A 17,847-nucleotide genomic window follows, 5' to 3' on the forward strand; every position below is an offset into this window, starting at 1 on the left:
TTAATCTAGTTGCGCTGCTAGTAAACAATGCTCACATGCAACTTAAGTACACACACTCGAGAAAAATTCCCCCATAGAAAAAATTACTTTTATAAGCAAGCAATATTCACGTAAAATTCTTCCCTATGAACATAATAATAAAAAAAACTAAATTTGACAACTTTGTGAATTGTAATCTAAAAAAAATAGTTTTTTTCGGAAAATCGTTGACATTTTCAGATTGTTCCTTCTAGTTTCTGTTTTGTATACAATATTTATCATTATATGTATAAAAACCTCAAAACCATTGCCATCACAGTATCATGATGTAATCATCATACTATTTTATAGACAATAACACCAGTGAAACGGTGCTAAATTTATCATTTCTAAAAAATAATTGTATACAATAAACGAGAAATTTATGAGTTTTCATAGCTCATATATTTACAATATTATACTTCTCTATCCCTCTTGTTCCAATTAGCCAACAAATACTGTATACCCCAAAAATCCCATTCTAATGCATGATTTGAGAATTAATTTCACTTTTTTTATCAAATTTTTACCGAAAGCGGATTTTGAAAGCGTTTAATTGTGACAAAAAGATTAAATATAGATGACAAGACATCCTATAGATTAATTTTGTAAAAAAAAGAAACCCGAAACAGACTATTCCGGATTTCTTTTTTGTTTACTCAGATCTTAAAGCATCAATTGGTCTTAATTTTGATGCCTTGTTGGCAGGTGCGATACCAAATATTACTCCGATACATAAAGAGAATACAAAGGAGAAGATTATGGTTCCCGCTGTTATTCCTGAGGATATACCTGCGACAGAGCCGAATATAAGCGCTCCTGACACACCGATCAGTATCCCAATCACGCCACCACAAACACTAATAACGATTGATTCAATGAGGAATTGTAGTAAAATGGCTCGTTTTTTAGCTCCGAGCGCTTTTCTTATGCCGATTTCTCTCGTTCTCTCACTGACAGAAACTAGCATTATGTTCATAATTCCGATACCACCAACAACAAGCGAGATGGCAGCAATTGCACCAAGCGCAGTAGTTAGCGTTGTACTAATTGTGTTAAAGGCATTAAGAATTTCTTGTTGATTGATTACTTGATACGATGGTCCCATTTGTGCAGAAGAAGCATTTTCTTCTTGTTCTTTTTCGTCGCCGAATTTAATTGCAAGACGAGATTCTAAAGTATTTACAACAAAATCAACATCTTCAGCGGATTTCGTTTCTACATAAATCGTGCGGACGTTTGTATCTTTTAGTAGTCTTTGTGCGGAAGAAATTGGAATGAAGATTTGATCATCACTAGATCCCATCATCGAAGCACCTTTTTCTTTTAGCACGCCAACAACTTTATACGGCATTCCGTTCAATCTTACTGTCTCACCAATCGGATCACCGAAACCAAACAGGTCGCTCGCTACCGTAGAACCGATTACAGCTACTTTCTGGCCATATTCAGTATCGATAGGTAGTAGGAAACGCCCTTCTTTCATTTCTAGGCTACGAGCGGCCTTGTACTGGTCATTCGTCCCGATTACTTTATTACTTGAACTCTTATAGTCAAAAGTTGCATTCACTTGACCAGATAATTCTGGAGAAACACTTTTGACGCCATCGATATTTTGGTATTTCATTACTTCATCATACGTGTATTTGTCGTTTGGATTAACGGAACTATTCACTACTGTAATTAAGTTCGAACCTAAATCGCCCATTTGATCGTCAACTTCTTTGGTTACGCCATTTCCTAATGAAACTAATAGAATAACGGACGCAACACCGATAATAATACCTAGCATGGTTAGAAACGATCTTAATTTACTTGCTTTCAATTGTTTCCATGCCATTTTCATACTTTGGAGAACGCTCATGCTTGTGTCGCCTCCTCGTGGAATAATTTACCATCTTGAATACGGATGCTTCTTGTACCGTAAGAGGCGATAGTTGGATCATGCGTGATCATTACGATAGTATTGCCAGCACGATTCAGTTCTTGCAAGATTCCCATTACTTCTTTACCTGTTTTCGAATCAAGTGCACCAGTTGGCTCATCTGCTAGTAAAATTTGCGGATTTCCAGCAAGTGCTCTCGCGATAGCCACACGTTGTTGTTGTCCACCAGAAAGTTGTGTTGGCAAGTTTCTGCGTTTTTCAAGCAAGCCTACTTTTTCTAAACATTCGATTGCTGCTTTTTCTCGAGCAGAAACACTTAGTCCTGCATAAATGAGTGGAAGTTCCACGTTTTCAAAAGCAGATAATTTTGGAAGTAAATTAAACTGCTGGAAAATAAAGCCGATTTTTTTGTTTCTGATTTCGGATAGTTTATTGTCGCTTAGTTTGAAAACATCTACGTCATCAAGATGATAGCTGCCTTTATCTGGAACGTCTAAACAACCAATCATATTCATTAAAGTTGATTTACCGGAACCGGACGGGCCAACGATGGATAAAAACTCGCCTTGCTCAACGGTAAAAGTAACATCGTCTAATGCTTTAAAAGTTTCTCCGCCTAGCGTATACGTTTTTGTTAAATTTTTCATGTCAATTAGCGGTTTTGGCATGTTTATCCCTCCTTCATACAATTTGTCTGATTTGTACTTACAAAAAACTTAGCTAGGAGCACCTGGAACCGTTGCAGTTTCTTGTGTAGGAAGGATTACTTTTTCGTCTTTTTTAACGCCTTTAGTAATTTCGATATTATCTTCGTTATGAAGACCAGTTTCTACGAATTTCTTCACTTTTTTCGTTTGACCGTTGTCTTTTTCTTCTGGAACTAGTACGTAATATTTGTCGTCACTGTCTTTTTGAACAGCTTCAATTGGTACGTATAGTGCATCTTTTTTCTCTTTTACTAAAATGGAAGCATCGGCAGTCATACCTGCTTTTAAGTCGTCTGTTTTATCAAGGGAAATGATTACCGAGAAGCTAGATACGCCGTTTTGGACTTGGCCTTGTTCTGCGATTTCTTTCACTTTCCCTGTGTAAGTTTTGTCTGGAAGTGCTGTTACTGTAACTTTTACTTCTTGGTCTTTCTTGATGTTTGGAATATCAAGCTCGTCCATTTGCGCTACTAATTGAAGTTCGTCGTAATCTGGAACTTGTGTGTTTTCCGGGGAGATTGCGCCGGTTCCTGTAGCATTAATTTTTAAATCTCCTTGTTTTACTTTAGCTGTAACTAATTTTTCTTGCGTTACGGAGCCACTATTTTTCGACAATAAGAAAACCGCACCAACGGCTACTACTGCGATAATAACGATAACAATTAACCATTTAACCCATTTTTTCATGAATGTTCTCCTTCTGCTTCTAAAGTGTAGAAGCTTTGAATTTTATTATGTAGTAACGATAGAATCCATTCTACCATAAAAGTTAAATGAGTGAAGTACATCGCAAGGCTGATTTGTTTTTTGCCTTTATCCGCGAAAAATAAAAACCCCGAAAAATTTCTCCAGGGTTTGAAAATTAACTATTAAAGTAATTACCATCGACTACTTCTATTTGTTTTTCTTTCATGTTGACATTTTTTATTTTCACGAGCGATACGTAATCATCTACTAGGCGTTCTTCCGCGTATTCGGATTCGACTAGTACACCAATTCCTACTAAATGCGCATTGAATTCTTCTAGCAGATTTTTCATCCCGTTAATCGTTCCGCCGGCTTTCATAAAGTCGTCCACGATTACTACGTTGGAGCCTTCCGCTAAGCTGCGTTTGGATAGTTCCATTTTTTCGATTCGTTTAGATGAACCGGAGACATAGTTAATGCTCACGGTGGAGCCTTCTGTCACTTTGCTATCACGGCGCACGATAACAAATGGGACGCTTAAATGCTCGGCAACGGCTTGCGCAATCGGAATACCTTTTGTTGCAACAGTCATAATCGCATCTATTTTTTGGTTATTGAATTTCGTAGCTAAAATTTTACCAATTGCTTTGAGTGTCACCGGTTCCCCTAGCAAATCAGATAGGTACAAATAGCCTCCTGGAAGTAAACGGTTTGGTTCCGCAATTCTATTACATAATGTGTGTACAAAATCCAGTACATCGTCATTTCCCGCTATCGAAATGTACTGCACGCCACCAGCTGCACCCGGAACTGTTTCCAGCGTACCAATCCCTCTGTCTTCAAACGTTTTCTTTATGATGACTAAATCTTCACTAATAGAAGACTTAGCTGAGCCATAACGTTCAGCAAACATCGTAAGCGGCACTAACTTGCGCGGATGCGATAATAGAAACTGCGTCATATCAATTAATCGTTCACTGCGACGAATCTTCATAATCTCTCTCCCTTTGATAAAATTCCGTATATTAAAAAGCAATTTCACGTATTTTGTCCGTATTTTCTCTATTATAAAACGTTTTCTATAAAATTGACAACATTTATTATTTTAACGCACGAAAAAACCTGCCAAATAAACATCCTTTGACAGGCCAATGCTCTTATAAGTCACGGAAACTAATAATTTCTACTTCTTGTTGGCCTAAATATGCTTGTAATTCTCTTGAAGTTAGAATGGAAACTTCTTTGATGCGCGGCTCTACGTAACTAGATATTTCGCGTAATGTTTCATCAATAAATGCTGGATGGGTCATTACTTCCACTACATCATTTGTTCCAATATGCTCTTGTACTAATTTTTTAATCGTTTCAAAGGATACGCCTTCTGCATAAAACTCTGTCGCGAATAAATCAGGTGTTTTAATAGCACCAAAATCAGTAACATCTGCATGACGTCGAATGCTCACGCCATATTTTTCTGCTAATTTATGTTGTACTGGGAAAATTAATGGTTCGATCGAATGGTGCGTATCAAAATGAGAAATAGTAATGCCGGCGTCTAAAATTTTCTCAATTTGTGCGGTTAATTCGCGTTCTACTTCGTCCATATCTACATCAGCTAAGCCTGACTCGAGCGCCGTATAATTTCTACGGAAACGACCATCATCATCCGTTAATGTTTCTAAACCTTGAAGAACTGGTGATCCAAATGTTAGGGTCAAATGCGCACCGATATCCAGACCTGGGTTTTCTTTCGCTACTTCTACCGCCAAATCAAACGCCGGGCTATTAGCAAGCAAAGTTGTAGATTTCACGACGCCTCGTTTGTAAGACTCTAAAATACCATAAACTGCTCCTGGGCTAATTCCAAAATCATCTGCATTAAAAATAATTTTCATTTCTTTGACCCCTCCACATTAATTATTTGTATCGTTCTCGCCTTCACTCCAAGGCCTTACCATATAAACTTCCTCACAAAAGCCACGTAAGCCGTTATAGACACGTTTTGCTCTGGAGTACTGTTTGATAAGCGCAAATACTGTCGGGCCGCTACCACTCATTAAAGCCGCCTCAGCACCAAACGCTAACATCCGATCTTTTATGCGTTTCACTTGTGGATTTTTTTCTAGCGTCACAGATTCTAAAACATTTCCTGTTGCTGCAAAAATCCCATCTAAATCGCCTTTTTTAATGGATTCTATCATTTTTTCTGTGTCAGGGTGCTCTACGTTGTCTACTTGTAATTCTTTATAAATGGTTGGGGTTGATACGCTGATGCTCGGTTTTGCAAGCACAATCCAGCAACCTGGAATATTAGGTAATGCGGAAATCTTCTCGCCACGACCTGTCGCAAGGGCTGTTCCGCCGTAAACGCAAAATGCGATGTCTGAGCCAATTTCCGAACTTATTTCGGCAATTTCTTCTATCGAAAGGCCGAGTTCCCAAATAATATTTAAACCTTTGAGCGCTGCAGCTGCATCCGAGCTACCACCAGCAAGTCCAGCAGAAACTGGGATATGCTTATCAATCGTGATGCGCACACCCATTTTCACGTCAAAGCGCTTTTTCAAAAGGAGGGCCGCTTGATAAATTAAGTTACGACGATCTTCTGGAATAAAATGCGCTTTTACGTCCAGCACAATTTTGTCCTCGTCTAAGCGTTCTAAGTATAATCTGTCAGCAAGGTCTATTGTTGTCATCACCATTTCCACTTCATGATAGCCGTCTTCACGTTTGTACAGCGCATCAAGTGAAAGATTAATTTTAGCTGGTGCTGTTATGCTTATTTTCATTTTTCTTGGCCTCCGCGTTCAAAATCTCTTTTTCTATTCTATCATATGAAAGAAAAAATATGTAGCTAGCGGCCCAAAACTACTTCTATGTAAAGCAAAAACCGAACCACGTTAAATGGTCCGGCTACTTCAGCTTCATTACAAAGCTAATTCTTTATTATCATCTGTAAATACAAGTTCTACTGCGTCTGTTAGGATATCCGTGTAACTGTAGGATACTCTTTCGAAGTTGTTTTCATCTTGATCAAGTTCCACAATGAAAACGGATGGATATGTTTCAGCTAGGATACCGCAACGTTCAATCGTTTTCTTACGACCACCGTTTGCTTTCAATGTCAATGCTTTACCTAATCTAGAATCTAAATTCATCTTAATGCTTGCAATGGTTTTTGGCATTTATTTTCCACCTCACTAATAACTATTATAGCATAGTTCGGCTCCGAAATCAATAACCAAATATTTTAACAGTTGCAAGGGCTAACTGTCAACTAAGAAAGCGCTTTTTTTGAAAAAAATTATTTTTCCTTTAAAAAATCGCCTAAGAAGTTGCTTAGTTTCGCAAATTCTGGGATGTCTAATGTTTCTCCGCGGCGAATCAAGTCTATTCCAATCGCATTTAAACCTTCTACTAGCTCTTCCTTGCGTGCTTTTAGAGCTGGGAATTTTGAAGCCAAGTTATTCCAAAGTGTTTTTCTTCTTTGGGCAAACGAAGCTCTTGTTACTTCAAAGAAAAATTCTTCATCATTCACCTCAGCTAGCGGTTCTTTGCGGCGTTTCAAATGAATAACTGCAGAGTCTACATTTGGTTGCGGCATGAAGACAGTTTTAGGCACGATAAATGCTAATTCTGCTTCCATATAAAATTGGATAGCAATTGTTAGGCTGCCGTAGCTTTTCGTACTTGGAACTGCGCTTATCCGGTCTGCTACTTCTTTTTGTAGCATGAACGTCATAGAATCAGCCGGGATGTTATCATGTAGTAATTTTAAAATAATCGGTGTTGTTACGTAATACGGAAGATTGGCTACGATTTTTAGTGGTAGCTCTGGTTTGGCAAATTGCTGCGCGATAACTTCCTCAACGTCTGCTTTTAATACGTCACCGTGAACGACACGAACATTATTATAGGCACTAAGCGTATCATCCAAAATCGGCAATAAACGTTGGTCTATTTCAAAAGCAACGACTTCATTTGCTGTTTTTGCTAGTTGTTCGGTTAGTGCACCGATTCCTGGTCCAATTTCGATGACGTTTGTTTCTTTTGTTATTTCAGCTGTATCTGTAATCCGCGTCAAAATATTCGTGTCGATTAGAAAGTTTTGACCGAGGCTTTTTTTAAATAAGAAACCATATTTCTTTAGGATTTCCGTCGTTCTTCCGGGAGTTGCGATATCTTTACTCATTTTCTTCCTCCTGCATAATCTTTTGGCACGCAGCTACTAACTGTTCTTCGCTTATAGCAAATGATTCTAGTCTGGTTTGTAGTTGTTTTCCGTTTGTATAGCCAATTTTTAGTATGTTACCGATTTTTTCTCTGCGTTCTTTCGCTCCCGCTCCTCCAAGAAGACCGAGATGGATAAGAATATCTTTGGAAATATATTGTTTTTCAGTGGGGGATCCACTTGTATGAAAATGTGCTAATGCTTCGCGAATGTTCGCGCTGCTTGCATGTTCTACTCCAAGTCCGCGTCCAGCTTTTGGCAAAGCATCTTGGCGGTTGATAAAGGCGTGTTTACAACCTGGCACCGCTGAATCAATCTGTTTTCGGATTTTTTCACCGGGAAAATCTGGGTCTGTAAAAATAATAACGCCGCGAAGTTCTTGGGCATGTCTAATTTTTTCTATCGTTTCTTGTGAAAGTGCAGATCCGTTAGTTTCGATGGTATCGGCAATAACAGAACGATTAATCGCCGTTGTGTCATCTCGTCCTTCTACGACTATAAATTCATGTATTACAGGCTTCCCGCTCATAATGACTACATCCTTTTTTATAAAATAAGTAAATCCATCATACCACATTTTGGGCAAAGAAAAAACGAGGCCCTATGAGTCAGCCTCGTTTTTATACGAATTTAGTCTAACACTTTGACAGTTACCATTCTTCTACCCCATGAATAGCACTGACTTTCACTTGGGAAATATACGTCAACGATATTTCCTTTGATAACGCCGCCAGTATCTCCAGCGATTGCTACCCCGTAACCTTCCACCCAAACTTTAGAGCCTAGCGGAATAACTCGTGGGTCAACAGCAATTACTTTTAGTCCTTTATTGGCACTCAAGTTAATACCGTATGCTGTAATTCCGCCACCTGAATAGGCAGTAGATTCCATTCTGTAAGTTTTGCCACCAGATGGGGCGCTGCTACTAGAAGTGGATACGTGAGATGCTACGGGTTTTGCTTTCGTACCGCGAGCAACTACTTTATCTACTTTATTAGAAGTGACATTTTCTGTAATGACATCGCGTTTTTTCTCTTTGCCATTTTCAAATGTTACTTTGTACTCAACTACTTTTTCACCATGTTTACCTTCTTGAACGACTTTTTCATCACCTTCGTTTAGGCTATCGTCGTTTTTGTAAACTGTTTCGAATTTAACTTGTTCGTTTTTCTTTTCTGCTTTTGACTCGACATATGTAACTTGTACAGTCATTTTTTCTTTTAAGTTACTGTCTTTTGCAGGTGACACGCGGTCATCTTGATCAAGCTTAATGTTTTTCTCTGTTAGTAAATCACTAACTTTTGTTTTTGTTGTCCATACTGTGTCTTTTTTATCTCCGTTTTGCAAGGAAAGTTGAATGGCACGATCAATGTTGATTTCAAGGCCATTTTTTAATTTAGTGTCTAACGCTACGTTTAGTACATCTTGCGGACGAGTTGTAATATTTTCATCTTTTAGCAAGTCAGATACGTTTGCTTTTGTGCTCCAAACGTCTTTTTTCGTACCATTATCATTTATTGTAACTTGACGAGCTGGTAAATATTTAATTTCCATACCGTCTTTGATTTCTGCATTTTTTCCTGGAGCAATCTCATCACGTTCACTTACTTTAATTCCTGCTTCGTCTAATGCTTCAGCAACAGTTTTAGCATGTGTTCTTGATTCAATTTTTTCACCAGCGTTTACTATAGTGATATCGTTTTTAGTTCCTTCGAAAACGAAATAAAAAACCAATGCTACTACAATAACAAATCCTGCAATCATGATTGGTAATTTCCATTTTGATGATTGGGCTACGTTACTGCTGTTTTCCATGGTCATGTATTTCTCCCCTTTCTACTTCGCTAGTGATTATATACAGGGGAGGGAAGAACTGTCAATTTTTTTAATAGATTGTTCATACCTTCGCAAACTTTACGAGTGAACGTTGATACAAAGCCATTTTGAAAAATATTATTCTTTTAAAGTGTCAAATGTAACAGGAATGTGTCATTTTTCTACGTCTCTGGTCGTAGGCATAAAATAAGGGTTTTTGTCCCAGTCGTCATTTTTATCTCCGCGAAGCTTAAGATTGGGTTACAGACTGGGCCTTATATTACAATTATGTTACAATCAATCTTTTATTTTAAATAGGCGTTTCGCGTTTTCTGTTGAGTGCGTAGCGATTTCGCTATATTTCATTTCTTTCAGTTCAGCGATTTTTTCGGCAACTAGCTTGACGTATGCAGGTTCATTTCTTTTTCCACGATTTGGCGTTGGAGCAAGATACGGAGCGTCAGTTTCAATTAATAATCGGTCAATTGGTATAGCTTGGGCTGCAATTTTTGGTAATTTGGCATTTTTAAAAGTGACTGTTCCGCCGAATGAAATATAAAAATTCATCGCCAAGCATGCTTCCATTACTTCGACACTTTCACCAAAACAGTGCATAATTCCGCCTACTTCTTCGGCATGTTCTTCTTGTAAAATCCGCACAACATCTTCCGTTGCTTCGCGATTATGAATGACTATCGGTAAATTCACTTCTTTCGCTAAACGGATTTGTTTTCTGAAAACCTCGAATTGGGTTTCTTTTGGTGAAGTGTCCCAGTGATAATCCAAGCCCATTTCGCCTAAAGCTACTACTTTTGGATGTGTAAGTGCGAGGTCTCGTAGCCATTCCAAATCTTCGTCTGTGAAAGTAATAGCGTCTGTAGGGTGCCAGCCGACGATTAGTGAGATAAAGTCGTATTTATCAGCTAATATCAGCGCTCGGTCGATTGTTTCTTTATTAAAGCCTACAACGGCCATACGCGTTACATCATTTTCTTGCGCGCGTTTTATTACTTCTTCTATATCATCGTCAAAAGCCTCGTCATTGAGGTGTACATGCGTGTCAAATAGCAAGGGAATTCCTCCTAATAAAATCATTTCCTTCTATTATACTATAATTTTTGACGCAAACAAAAAAAGCCACCTAAAGTGCGGTGGCTTTCCCCGAGTTTTACTTCACTTGATAGACAATTGCTTCGTAAGGTCGTAAAGTTCCTTCTATAATATGGGGAACATTGTTTACAAGTACGGAAGCTTTTTTGATGTCTTTTAAAATGGACTCGTCTGTAATTACTTGTTCATTCTCAGTGAAATTACATAGAACGATTAATTTTTCATTATTTGTGTAGCGTTCATATGCGAAAACTGCTTCGTCATTCGGCAACAATAGGCGATAGTTGCCCGTTGTGATAATTTCAGTTGTTTTACGCAATTTAATTAGGTTTTGATAGTAGTAGAAAATCGAATCTGGGTTTTTCAGCGCCTCTTCGTTGTTGATTTCTGTATAACGCGGATTGACTTTAAGCCAAGGTGTTCCGGTTGTGAAACCAGCATTCTCGCTATTATCCCATTGGTACGGCGTTCTCGCATTGTCACGACCTTTTGTATAAATCGACTGCATGATGCTTTCGTGGCTATGACCTTGCTCTTTGCGTTCTTTGTACATGTTAAGCGTTTCGATATCGCGATAGTCATCCAGCGTTTCAAAATGAACATTTGTCATGCCGATTTCTTCGCCTTGATAAATATACGGCGTCCCTTTCATCATATGCAGGCAGGTTGCAAGCATTTTCGCAGAACGTACGCGGAAACGGTTGTCATTCCCGAAACGAGAAACGATGCGCGGTTGGTCATGATTATTCCAATATAAACTGTTCCAGCCATTTTCTTGCAGCGCGACTTGCCATTCGGACATATTTTCTTTCAAATCTGGTAAGTAAATTGGTTTTAAATCCCATTTGTTGTCGCCGTCGGAATCTAAATTCATATGCTCAAATGTGAAAATCATATCGACTTCTTTGTTTGCTGGATCTGTATAAATTTGTGCGTCTGTTGTGCTCGCGCCAGGCATTTCGCCAACGGTCATCACATCATATTTGGAAGTGACTTCTTGGTTCATTTCTTGCAAGAACTCGTGAATCCGCGGTCCGTTGCAGAAATCATTGCCCGCATCACCGTAAATTTGACCGTCTGGCACTGGGCCGTCTGGGAAATCGGTGTTTTTGGAGATAAAGTTGATTACGTCCATACGGAAGCCATCGATACCTTTATCTAGCCAGAATTTCATCATATTATATACATCTTGGCGTAATTTTGGATTTTCCCAGTTTAAATCGGGTTGTTTTTTGGAGAAAAGGTGTAAATAGTACTCGCCAGTTTTCTCGTCTAATTCCCATGCTGGACCGCTGAAAATGGAGCCCCAGTTGTTAATTTCGTTTTCTTCGCGCCAGAAATAGTAATCGCGGTATTGGTTGTCTTTGGATTTTCGGGATTCTTCAAACCACTTGTGTTCATCGGATGTGTGATTAACAACTAGATCCATTACAAGTTTCATATCGCGGTCGTGCAAACCTTGCAATAATTTGTCAAAAGCTGCCATGTCGCCATATTCTTCGTAAATTTTTTGGTAGTCGCGAATGTCGTAACCATTGTCATCTTGCGGCGAATCATACACCGGAGACAGCCAAATAACGTCCACACCAAGCTCTTTTAAATAATCTAATTTCTCGATAATACCTTGAATATCGCCAACTCCATCGCCATTTGAGTCATTGAAACTTTTGGGATAAATTTGGTAAACTACGCTTTTTTTCCACCAGTCTTTTTCTTTCATTGATTAAATTCCCGCCCTTGTAATTTTGTCTGTTTTCTTACCAAAAACTTGTATAGTCGCTACTTTTAGTTGTAAGTTTTCTTCACCTTGATGGTTTGCTTTTATTTGTGCTTCACCATTTTTGAAAGTCGCTGTAAGTGTTGTTTTGGACACTGCACCGCTTTCGTATTGGTAGCTTTTTCCATCATCATTATACACGTAACCGGTTGCTACGTCGCCATCTAAGTATACTTCTAACGCCAAATCTTGCGTCTCTTTTGTATTTTGAACGCTACTACCAACTGGCAGAATTGTTCCCGCTTTAATGTAAATTGGCATGGTATCAATCGGCGCGTCTGCGATAATATAGTCGCCGCCCGCTAATTGCTCTTTCGTCCAATAGTTAAACCACGTTCCTTTTGGCAAACGAACTAAACGTTTCACTTGGCCTTCGCGAACGATTGGCGCAACGAGAATGTTTTCGCCGAGCATAAACTGATCATTCACTTGAATTAAATCGCGTTCATCTTTAAACTCCATGTAAAGCGGTCGAACTAGCGGCAAACCACTCTCTGCCGTTTTTTGGAATTCTGTATAAATATACGGTAAAAAGGCGTAGCGCAATTCGATATATTGCTTCACGATTTTCTCCGCATCTGCACCGAATGCCCACGGTTCTTGGTAAATGCTGTCTTGCACACAATGATTTCTGAAATACGGTAAAAAGGCTCCCACTTGCGTCCAGCGAATCAGCATTTCTTTCGTACAATCCGAAGAAAATCCGCCAACATCTGCGCCAGTGAACGCAACGCCAGATAATCCCAAATTCATAATCATCGGCAGTGACATTTCCAAATGCTCCCAGTGACTACGATTATCTCCTGTCCAAACCGCCGAATAACGCTGAACACCCGCATAACCAGCACGAGTAAGCGAAAATGGACGTTCATTTGGCACAAGTCGTTTTAAACCTTCGAAAGTAGCTTTACTCATATATAATCCGTATAAATTATGTGCTTCTTTATGGGTCACATTTTTCCCGTCTAGATTATGCACAACATCTAAATCCATCGTTTTACTTTCATTAAATACAGACGGCTCATTCATATCATTCCAAATCCCTCGTATACCTAAATCTGTGTAAAACTTGTGCAAACTGCCCCACCAATGCTGAACGGTCGTACTTAGGAAATCAGGAAAAGCACTGACACCCGGCCAAACATCACCATAATAAATCGACCCTTCTAGTTTAGTGCAGAAATAATTGTTTTTGATGCCCTCTTGGTAAACGGAATAATCGACATCTTTTTTAATTCCCGGATCGACAATCGGCACAACATCAATATTTTGTTCACGAAGGCGCGCAATCAACTCTGGACCATTCGGAAACGTATCTGGATTAAAAGTGAACACGCGGAAATCATCCATATAATGAATATCCATAAATACGCAGTCGAGCGGAATTCCCTTTTCTTTAAACGTATTCGCAATTCGCTCCACTTCTTCTTCTGAGGTATAGCTATAGCGCGATTGATGGTAACCCAGTGACCATTTTGGCGGAAGCGGCGTTTTTCCAGTTAAATCGGTATAATTCGCGACCACTTCTTTCACATCTTCACCAAAAATAACATAAAGATTTGCTTGCCCACCCTCTGCCAAAACGGTATACATTTCTTCAAAACTTTGAAAATCAAATTCGGTACGATGCGAATTATCATAAAACAAGCCATATGTCGTTTCGGTAGTATCCGCAATCATGAACGGAATTGACTGATATAATTCGACTGTATCTTTATTATGTGGACTGTATACATCCGTGTTCCACATACTAATAATCGAGCCCGCTTTGTTTAGAGCACCCGTTTTTTCGCCTAAGCCAAAAATCGCTGTGCCAGGTTCGCTTTGAATCGAGATTTGGTGCTCTTTGTTGCGATTAATTGCCAAGCCTTCTGTTTGGAAAATGATTTTCCCCGCTTGCTTCATACTAATTTGGAACGGATTTTTATAAACAATAATCTTTTTATCCGCAAAGTGAAGCTCATAGTGGTCATTTGTTTCCGTAAATTCGGCAGCTTGTTTTTCGGTATCATGAATCGCTGCAATCGAAGGCGTTAAATCCACTTCTCCAAAAGGATTCACCGTCACGCGGGCAATTTTTTCATTTACAAAATAGCAGCTGAACTGACCGATATCAAGCGTGCCAGTCAGGCAATTATTCGCCCAACTAGCCGTTTTCACTTGATTTATTTTTCTCGGGAAAGCTGTTTTTTGTTTTACATTGGATGGTAAAATCGCAAAGCTTGTGGAAGCATCCATCGTTATCTTCCTTTCTTTATTTGTACTTTTTTGTTCGTGCCGATTACTTCAACTTCATATGCCGGCGTATTCGTTTGGACAGAAACAACCACTTCGTCCGCATTTTCCGTCACTTTGACAAGCCAGTTTTCTGATAAATGGTCGGTAATTTCTTCTGTGAAATCTCCGTCCAAATAAACTTTAAGTAACGGTGTATCGTATTCTTCCACGGTGTTTCCAACCCATGAACCTAGTTTCAACGTAGCATCCACATTACATAGCACTACTTTTCCGCCACGGATGAAAACTGGGATTTCTTCTTTATCGGCTTTACATTTACGTAAAGTTGGTCCGCTCACTTTTGTTCCGTTCCAGAAATCATACCAAGTTCCTTCTGGTAAATAAACTTCTCTGGAGCGCACGCCGTCTTCGATTACTGGCGCGATAAGCATTGCTTCCCCGAATAAATATTGATCATACATATCCGAAACACGCGGATCTTCTTTATAATCAAGCAGAAGCGCACGCATCATCGGCATGCCAGTTTCAACAGATTTTAGCGATTCATTATAAATATAAGGTAAAATATTCATTCTTACATTCGCGAAATGGCGGTAAATCGGGATAACTGAATCGTCACCAGTCCGCGAAGCAATGTTCCACGGCGTCCGATCTTGATTGAATTCCGCTTTACTTTCGGCATGATACTGCATAATCGGGCAGAAAGTAGCCATTTCAGCAGAACGAATAAATAGCTCGGCAGTTGGGATATCACCATTAAAGCCCGCAAAATCAAAGCTCCAAAATGGAATTCCGGAAAATCCAGCTGAAAGTCCCGCAATAAGCGATCTTCTAAACGCATCAAAAGTGGAACGTTCGTCACCAGCCCAGTGTGCCGGGAAGTTTTGCGCGCCAGTATAGCCAGCACGACTAAACGTCATCCCATCATTTTGTTGCGCAAATTGGTAGTAAGCTTCCACGTAATCATTCGGATAAAGATTACGCATTTCATCACCACGTCTACCATCAGCAAACTGCAAACCTTCGCCAAAGACGAATTCGCCGCCATCTGTTTTAAAGCCATCGACGCCAATGTCAATTAAGTATTGTCGTTTATCAAACCACCATTTTTTGCCTTCTTCGTTGGAGAAATCCATAATCAAGCTTTCTGTAAACCAGTTTTCTGGAATGCGGTACGGCGAGCCATCTGGATTTTTCACTACGTAGCCTTTTTCAATCATATAGGCTTCTTCACGGTCTTTTAGTGGATGTTGTTGGCGATTTAAGTATTTTTGAATTGGAATTTGCCAAAGAATTAATTTCATTTTATTGTCATGGATGTAGTCAACCATTCCTTTTGGATCTGGCCATCTGCCCCATGAAGGGAACCTAATTTCATCGTAGGAATACGCTTCGGATGGTGCTTTTTCGTCATATTCGGCGTCATTGAACATGTAATAGGTCGCTTCATCGCTCCATTGTTCAAGCACGACAACGGTCGACGGGATTTGCAGTTCTTGCGTCGTTTCTACTTCATTTCGAACGACAGATTCACGGTCCCAGTTGTTACTAGACATCCACGGTCCAAGCGCCCAAACTGGTACCATCGCCGGTTTCCCAGTTTTTTTCATATAGCTAGCAACCGCACTACGAATATCTCCCATTAAAAGACAGATATCTGTATCGCAGCCATTTATTTCGACTGTAATGGTATGTTTATCCGCAAGTTGGCTTCCCAAATCGAAACTTGTATAGCGCGCAGTATCAACAAACACACTGTAATCACGGTTCGTATGGTAAAACGGCATCGGGATATACGTTCTCGTTCCTTGGTCGCGGTACTGATTATAAACAAAGCAATCAAGCACATTCCCGCGCTGACCTAACGCATTATATCGTTCGCCAAAGCCATAATACTCTTCTTCTTTCGGCGCATCCAAATGCAGTTTCACTTTATTGATTGTGCCCGTTTTATCGGTATACCATTGTAGCGCCGGATAAATTTTATGAGATTCTAAAATTAGTTTGTTTTTAAAATGCACTTCCAGGCGTACCGGGTTGTTGGAAATAACAACCTCTAAATCGTCTTTTTTCAGCTGACCAAATGCTTTTGTTTTTACATCGCTTGCGTTAAAAGACGGTTTCAGCCCGACTACAAGTTCATCGGATTTCACGGTGAATTCGACCGGCATGACGCTCGCTGGATTTTCTTTGAATAAAACCATCAAGCCTTGCTCCGTCTCGCAGATTGCTGCTTCTTCTGACCAATGTTTCCAGATTGGTTCGACAACATAATTCTCTGATGTCAATGTAGTTTGATCTTTCAATGTTGCTCGGAAATAGTACGTATACTCGCCAACTTCTTCCAGCGGCGGCACGAGCGCTTCCCAAATTTGCACATCATTTTTTTCCTTTTTCTCACATAAAATCGTCCAGTCTTTCTCTTTTAAAACTAGTTCCACTTGCATTGCCTCGACGTCAGAAATAACCTCGCAGGCAGCCGAAAAGTGCATTTCCGTTTCCGGATAATGCGGCGTACGTTCAGTTAGTTGCTGCTCATAACGATTTTCATGACCAAATGGATCATGCAAAATATGCGCAGTCACTTCACTTTCCATTGCCCGGAAAGCTTGGTTAATTGCGATGAAAACTTCGCCAAGTTCGTCGCTATCTTCCATTTTCATTGCCATATTCAAATAATATAGCGCTTTATCTTGGTCACTTTTTTCTAAGAAGTAAAGTGACAGTAACGCCGTCGCAAATGAGCTAACTTTTGGTGCGCCAGAATAAGGCAATACGCCATCATCTTGCACTAATTGTTGTTCCATTTTGCCAACAGCTGCCACCATAACAAGATCTTCGGGCGAAAAAAGTCCAAACGGAAGTACGGCTAATAGTTGGTCAGTCGATACTTTTCGGGTGTTAAAGCCAGTAAGAACGCTATCTCCTTTAAGTAAATTATCAAAGCAATAGTCGCGAATCGTTGTAATTGTTTGTTGTAATTCTGGTTTTGGGAACGTGTTTTTCACATCTAGCAAAGCCGAATACACACTTGAAATTGTCGCTAAATAAATATCGTTCTCCGCGGCACCCCAAACAGATTTTTCCGGACGGTTCCAATTTTTAACTAAGAAAGCAATAACTGGCTCTACTTCCGCTCTATCATAATGATTGATTTTACTGCTGAGCCATAGCCATGAAGCGGTTTCAAGGACAGAATCTGCCTGCAAATCGGGCTTTGTTTCCGCCAAAATCGGTTTGATCTTTTCGTTTTTTCCCTCTATTAAATGCAAATAACCTTGCATTAATTTTGTGAATTTAGACATGTTCTATTTCCTTTCTTGGATATACTAAAGTGGCAGTCTAATTTGTAAAGAAACTTACAAACGTCCCTGCCACT

Annotated in this window: 14 protein-coding genes; all 14 read right to left on the reverse strand. The window is 39.5% G+C overall.

Annotation, left to right across the window (positions count from 1 at the left end; genetic code table 11):
* Positions 1-673 precede the first annotated feature (673 nt).
* On the reverse strand, positions 674-1,882 hold the full coding sequence (locus tag HCJ30_RS07270) for an ABC transporter permease (protein WP_185391623.1): 1,209 nt from the start codon (positions 1,880-1,882) through the stop codon (positions 674-676).
* Entirely contained in the window at positions 1,879-2,571 is a 693-nt protein-coding gene (locus tag HCJ30_RS07275; RefSeq protein WP_185391624.1) for an ABC transporter ATP-binding protein, read from the reverse strand. The genes HCJ30_RS07270 and HCJ30_RS07275 overlap by 4 nt, the downstream gene beginning before the upstream one ends.
* A 48-nt stretch (positions 2,572-2,619) precedes the next feature.
* Complete coding sequence (locus HCJ30_RS07280) at positions 2,620-3,297, reverse strand: efflux RND transporter periplasmic adaptor subunit (protein ID WP_185391625.1); 678 nt, start codon at positions 3,295-3,297, stop codon at positions 2,620-2,622.
* A gap of 175 nt (positions 3,298-3,472) precedes the next feature.
* Positions 3,473-4,291 carry a pur operon repressor gene (gene purR, locus HCJ30_RS07285; RefSeq protein ID WP_003722721.1) on the reverse strand — a complete coding sequence of 273 codons (819 nt, stop codon included), beginning with the start codon at positions 4,289-4,291 and terminating at the stop codon, positions 3,473-3,475.
* A gap of 163 nt (positions 4,292-4,454) precedes the next feature.
* On the reverse strand, positions 4,455-5,192 hold the full coding sequence (gene chbG, locus HCJ30_RS07290; protein WP_185391626.1) for a chitin disaccharide deacetylase: 738 nt from the start codon (positions 5,190-5,192) through the stop codon (positions 4,455-4,457).
* Positions 5,193-5,210: 18 nt separating this feature from the next.
* Positions 5,211-6,086: a 4-(cytidine 5'-diphospho)-2-C-methyl-D-erythritol kinase gene (gene ispE, locus HCJ30_RS07295; protein WP_185391627.1), complete on the reverse strand. Its 876-nt coding sequence runs from the start codon at positions 6,084-6,086 to the stop codon at positions 5,211-5,213.
* Positions 6,087-6,224: 138 nt separating this feature from the next.
* The gene (gene veg / locus HCJ30_RS07300) at positions 6,225-6,482 is read right to left on the reverse strand and encodes a biofilm formation stimulator Veg (RefSeq protein ID WP_008946594.1); all 258 of its coding nucleotides are present in this window, start codon (positions 6,480-6,482) and stop codon (positions 6,225-6,227) included.
* Between the two features lie 119 nt (positions 6,483-6,601).
* Positions 6,602-7,489 carry a 16S rRNA (adenine(1518)-N(6)/adenine(1519)-N(6))-dimethyltransferase RsmA gene (gene rsmA, locus HCJ30_RS07305; RefSeq protein ID WP_185391628.1) on the reverse strand — a complete coding sequence of 296 codons (888 nt, stop codon included), beginning with the start codon at positions 7,487-7,489 and terminating at the stop codon, positions 6,602-6,604.
* Positions 7,482-8,057, reverse strand: coding sequence for a ribonuclease M5 (gene rnmV, locus HCJ30_RS07310; RefSeq protein WP_185391629.1), 576 nt, complete (start codon positions 8,055-8,057; stop codon positions 7,482-7,484). The genes rsmA and rnmV overlap by 8 nt, the downstream gene beginning before the upstream one ends.
* Before the next feature lie 101 nt (positions 8,058-8,158).
* A complete protein-coding gene (locus HCJ30_RS07315) occupies positions 8,159-9,349 on the reverse strand; it encodes a resuscitation-promoting factor (protein ID WP_185391630.1) in 1,191 nt (396 codons plus the stop codon).
* Between the two features lie 291 nt (positions 9,350-9,640).
* Entirely contained in the window at positions 9,641-10,414 is a 774-nt protein-coding gene (locus HCJ30_RS07320) for a TatD family hydrolase (protein WP_185391631.1), read from the reverse strand.
* 97 nt (positions 10,415-10,511) lie between these two features.
* A complete protein-coding gene (locus HCJ30_RS07325) occupies positions 10,512-12,173 on the reverse strand; it encodes a glycoside hydrolase family 13 protein (protein ID WP_185391632.1) in 1,662 nt (553 codons plus the stop codon).
* Positions 12,174-12,176: 3 nt separating this feature from the next.
* The gene (locus HCJ30_RS07330; protein ID WP_185391633.1) at positions 12,177-14,468 is read right to left on the reverse strand and encodes a glycoside hydrolase family 31 protein; all 2,292 of its coding nucleotides are present in this window, start codon (positions 14,466-14,468) and stop codon (positions 12,177-12,179) included.
* Between the two features lie 2 nt (positions 14,469-14,470).
* A complete protein-coding gene (locus tag HCJ30_RS07335) occupies positions 14,471-17,773 on the reverse strand; it encodes a glycoside hydrolase family 31 protein (RefSeq protein ID WP_260444422.1) in 3,303 nt (1,100 codons plus the stop codon).
* Positions 17,774-17,847 lie beyond the last annotated feature (74 nt).

This window comes from Listeria cossartiae subsp. cossartiae, from assembly GCF_014224155.1.
Lineage (GTDB): Bacteria > Bacillota > Bacilli > Lactobacillales > Listeriaceae > Listeria > Listeria cossartiae.

Bases quoted from the DNA above. Each gene is read 5' to 3' on its own strand.
- HCJ30_RS07270 (WP_185391623.1), bottom strand. From the start codon at position 1,882: ATGAGCGTTCTCCAAAGTATGAAAATGGCATGGAAACAATTGAAAGCA.
- HCJ30_RS07275 (WP_185391624.1), bottom strand. From the start codon at position 2,571: ATGCCAAAACCGCTAATTGACATGAAAAATTTAACAAAAACGTATACG.
- HCJ30_RS07280 (WP_185391625.1), bottom strand. From the start codon at position 3,297: ATGAAAAAATGGGTTAAATGGTTAATTGTTATCGTTATTATCGCAGTA.
- purR (WP_003722721.1), bottom strand. From the start codon at position 4,291: ATGAAGATTCGTCGCAGTGAACGATTAATTGATATGACGCAGTTTCTA.
- chbG (WP_185391626.1), bottom strand. From the start codon at position 5,192: ATGAAAATTATTTTTAATGCAGATGATTTTGGAATTAGCCCAGGAGCA.
- ispE (WP_185391627.1), bottom strand. From the start codon at position 6,086: ATGAAAATAAGCATAACAGCACCAGCTAAAATTAATCTTTCACTTGAT.
- veg (WP_008946594.1), bottom strand. From the start codon at position 6,482: ATGCCAAAAACCATTGCAAGCATTAAGATGAATTTAGATTCTAGATTA.
- rsmA (WP_185391628.1), bottom strand. From the start codon at position 7,489: ATGAGTAAAGATATCGCAACTCCCGGAAGAACGACGGAAATCCTAAAG.
- rnmV (WP_185391629.1), bottom strand. From the start codon at position 8,057: ATGAGCGGGAAGCCTGTAATACATGAATTTATAGTCGTAGAAGGACGA.
- HCJ30_RS07315 (WP_185391630.1), bottom strand. From the start codon at position 9,349: ATGACCATGGAAAACAGCAGTAACGTAGCCCAATCATCAAAATGGAAA.
- HCJ30_RS07325 (WP_185391632.1), bottom strand. From the start codon at position 12,173: ATGAAAGAAAAAGACTGGTGGAAAAAAAGCGTAGTTTACCAAATTTAT.
- HCJ30_RS07330 (WP_185391633.1), bottom strand. From the start codon at position 14,468: ATGGATGCTTCCACAAGCTTTGCGATTTTACCATCCAATGTAAAACAA.
- HCJ30_RS07335 (WP_260444422.1), bottom strand. From the start codon at position 17,773: ATGTCTAAATTCACAAAATTAATGCAAGGTTATTTGCATTTAATAGAG.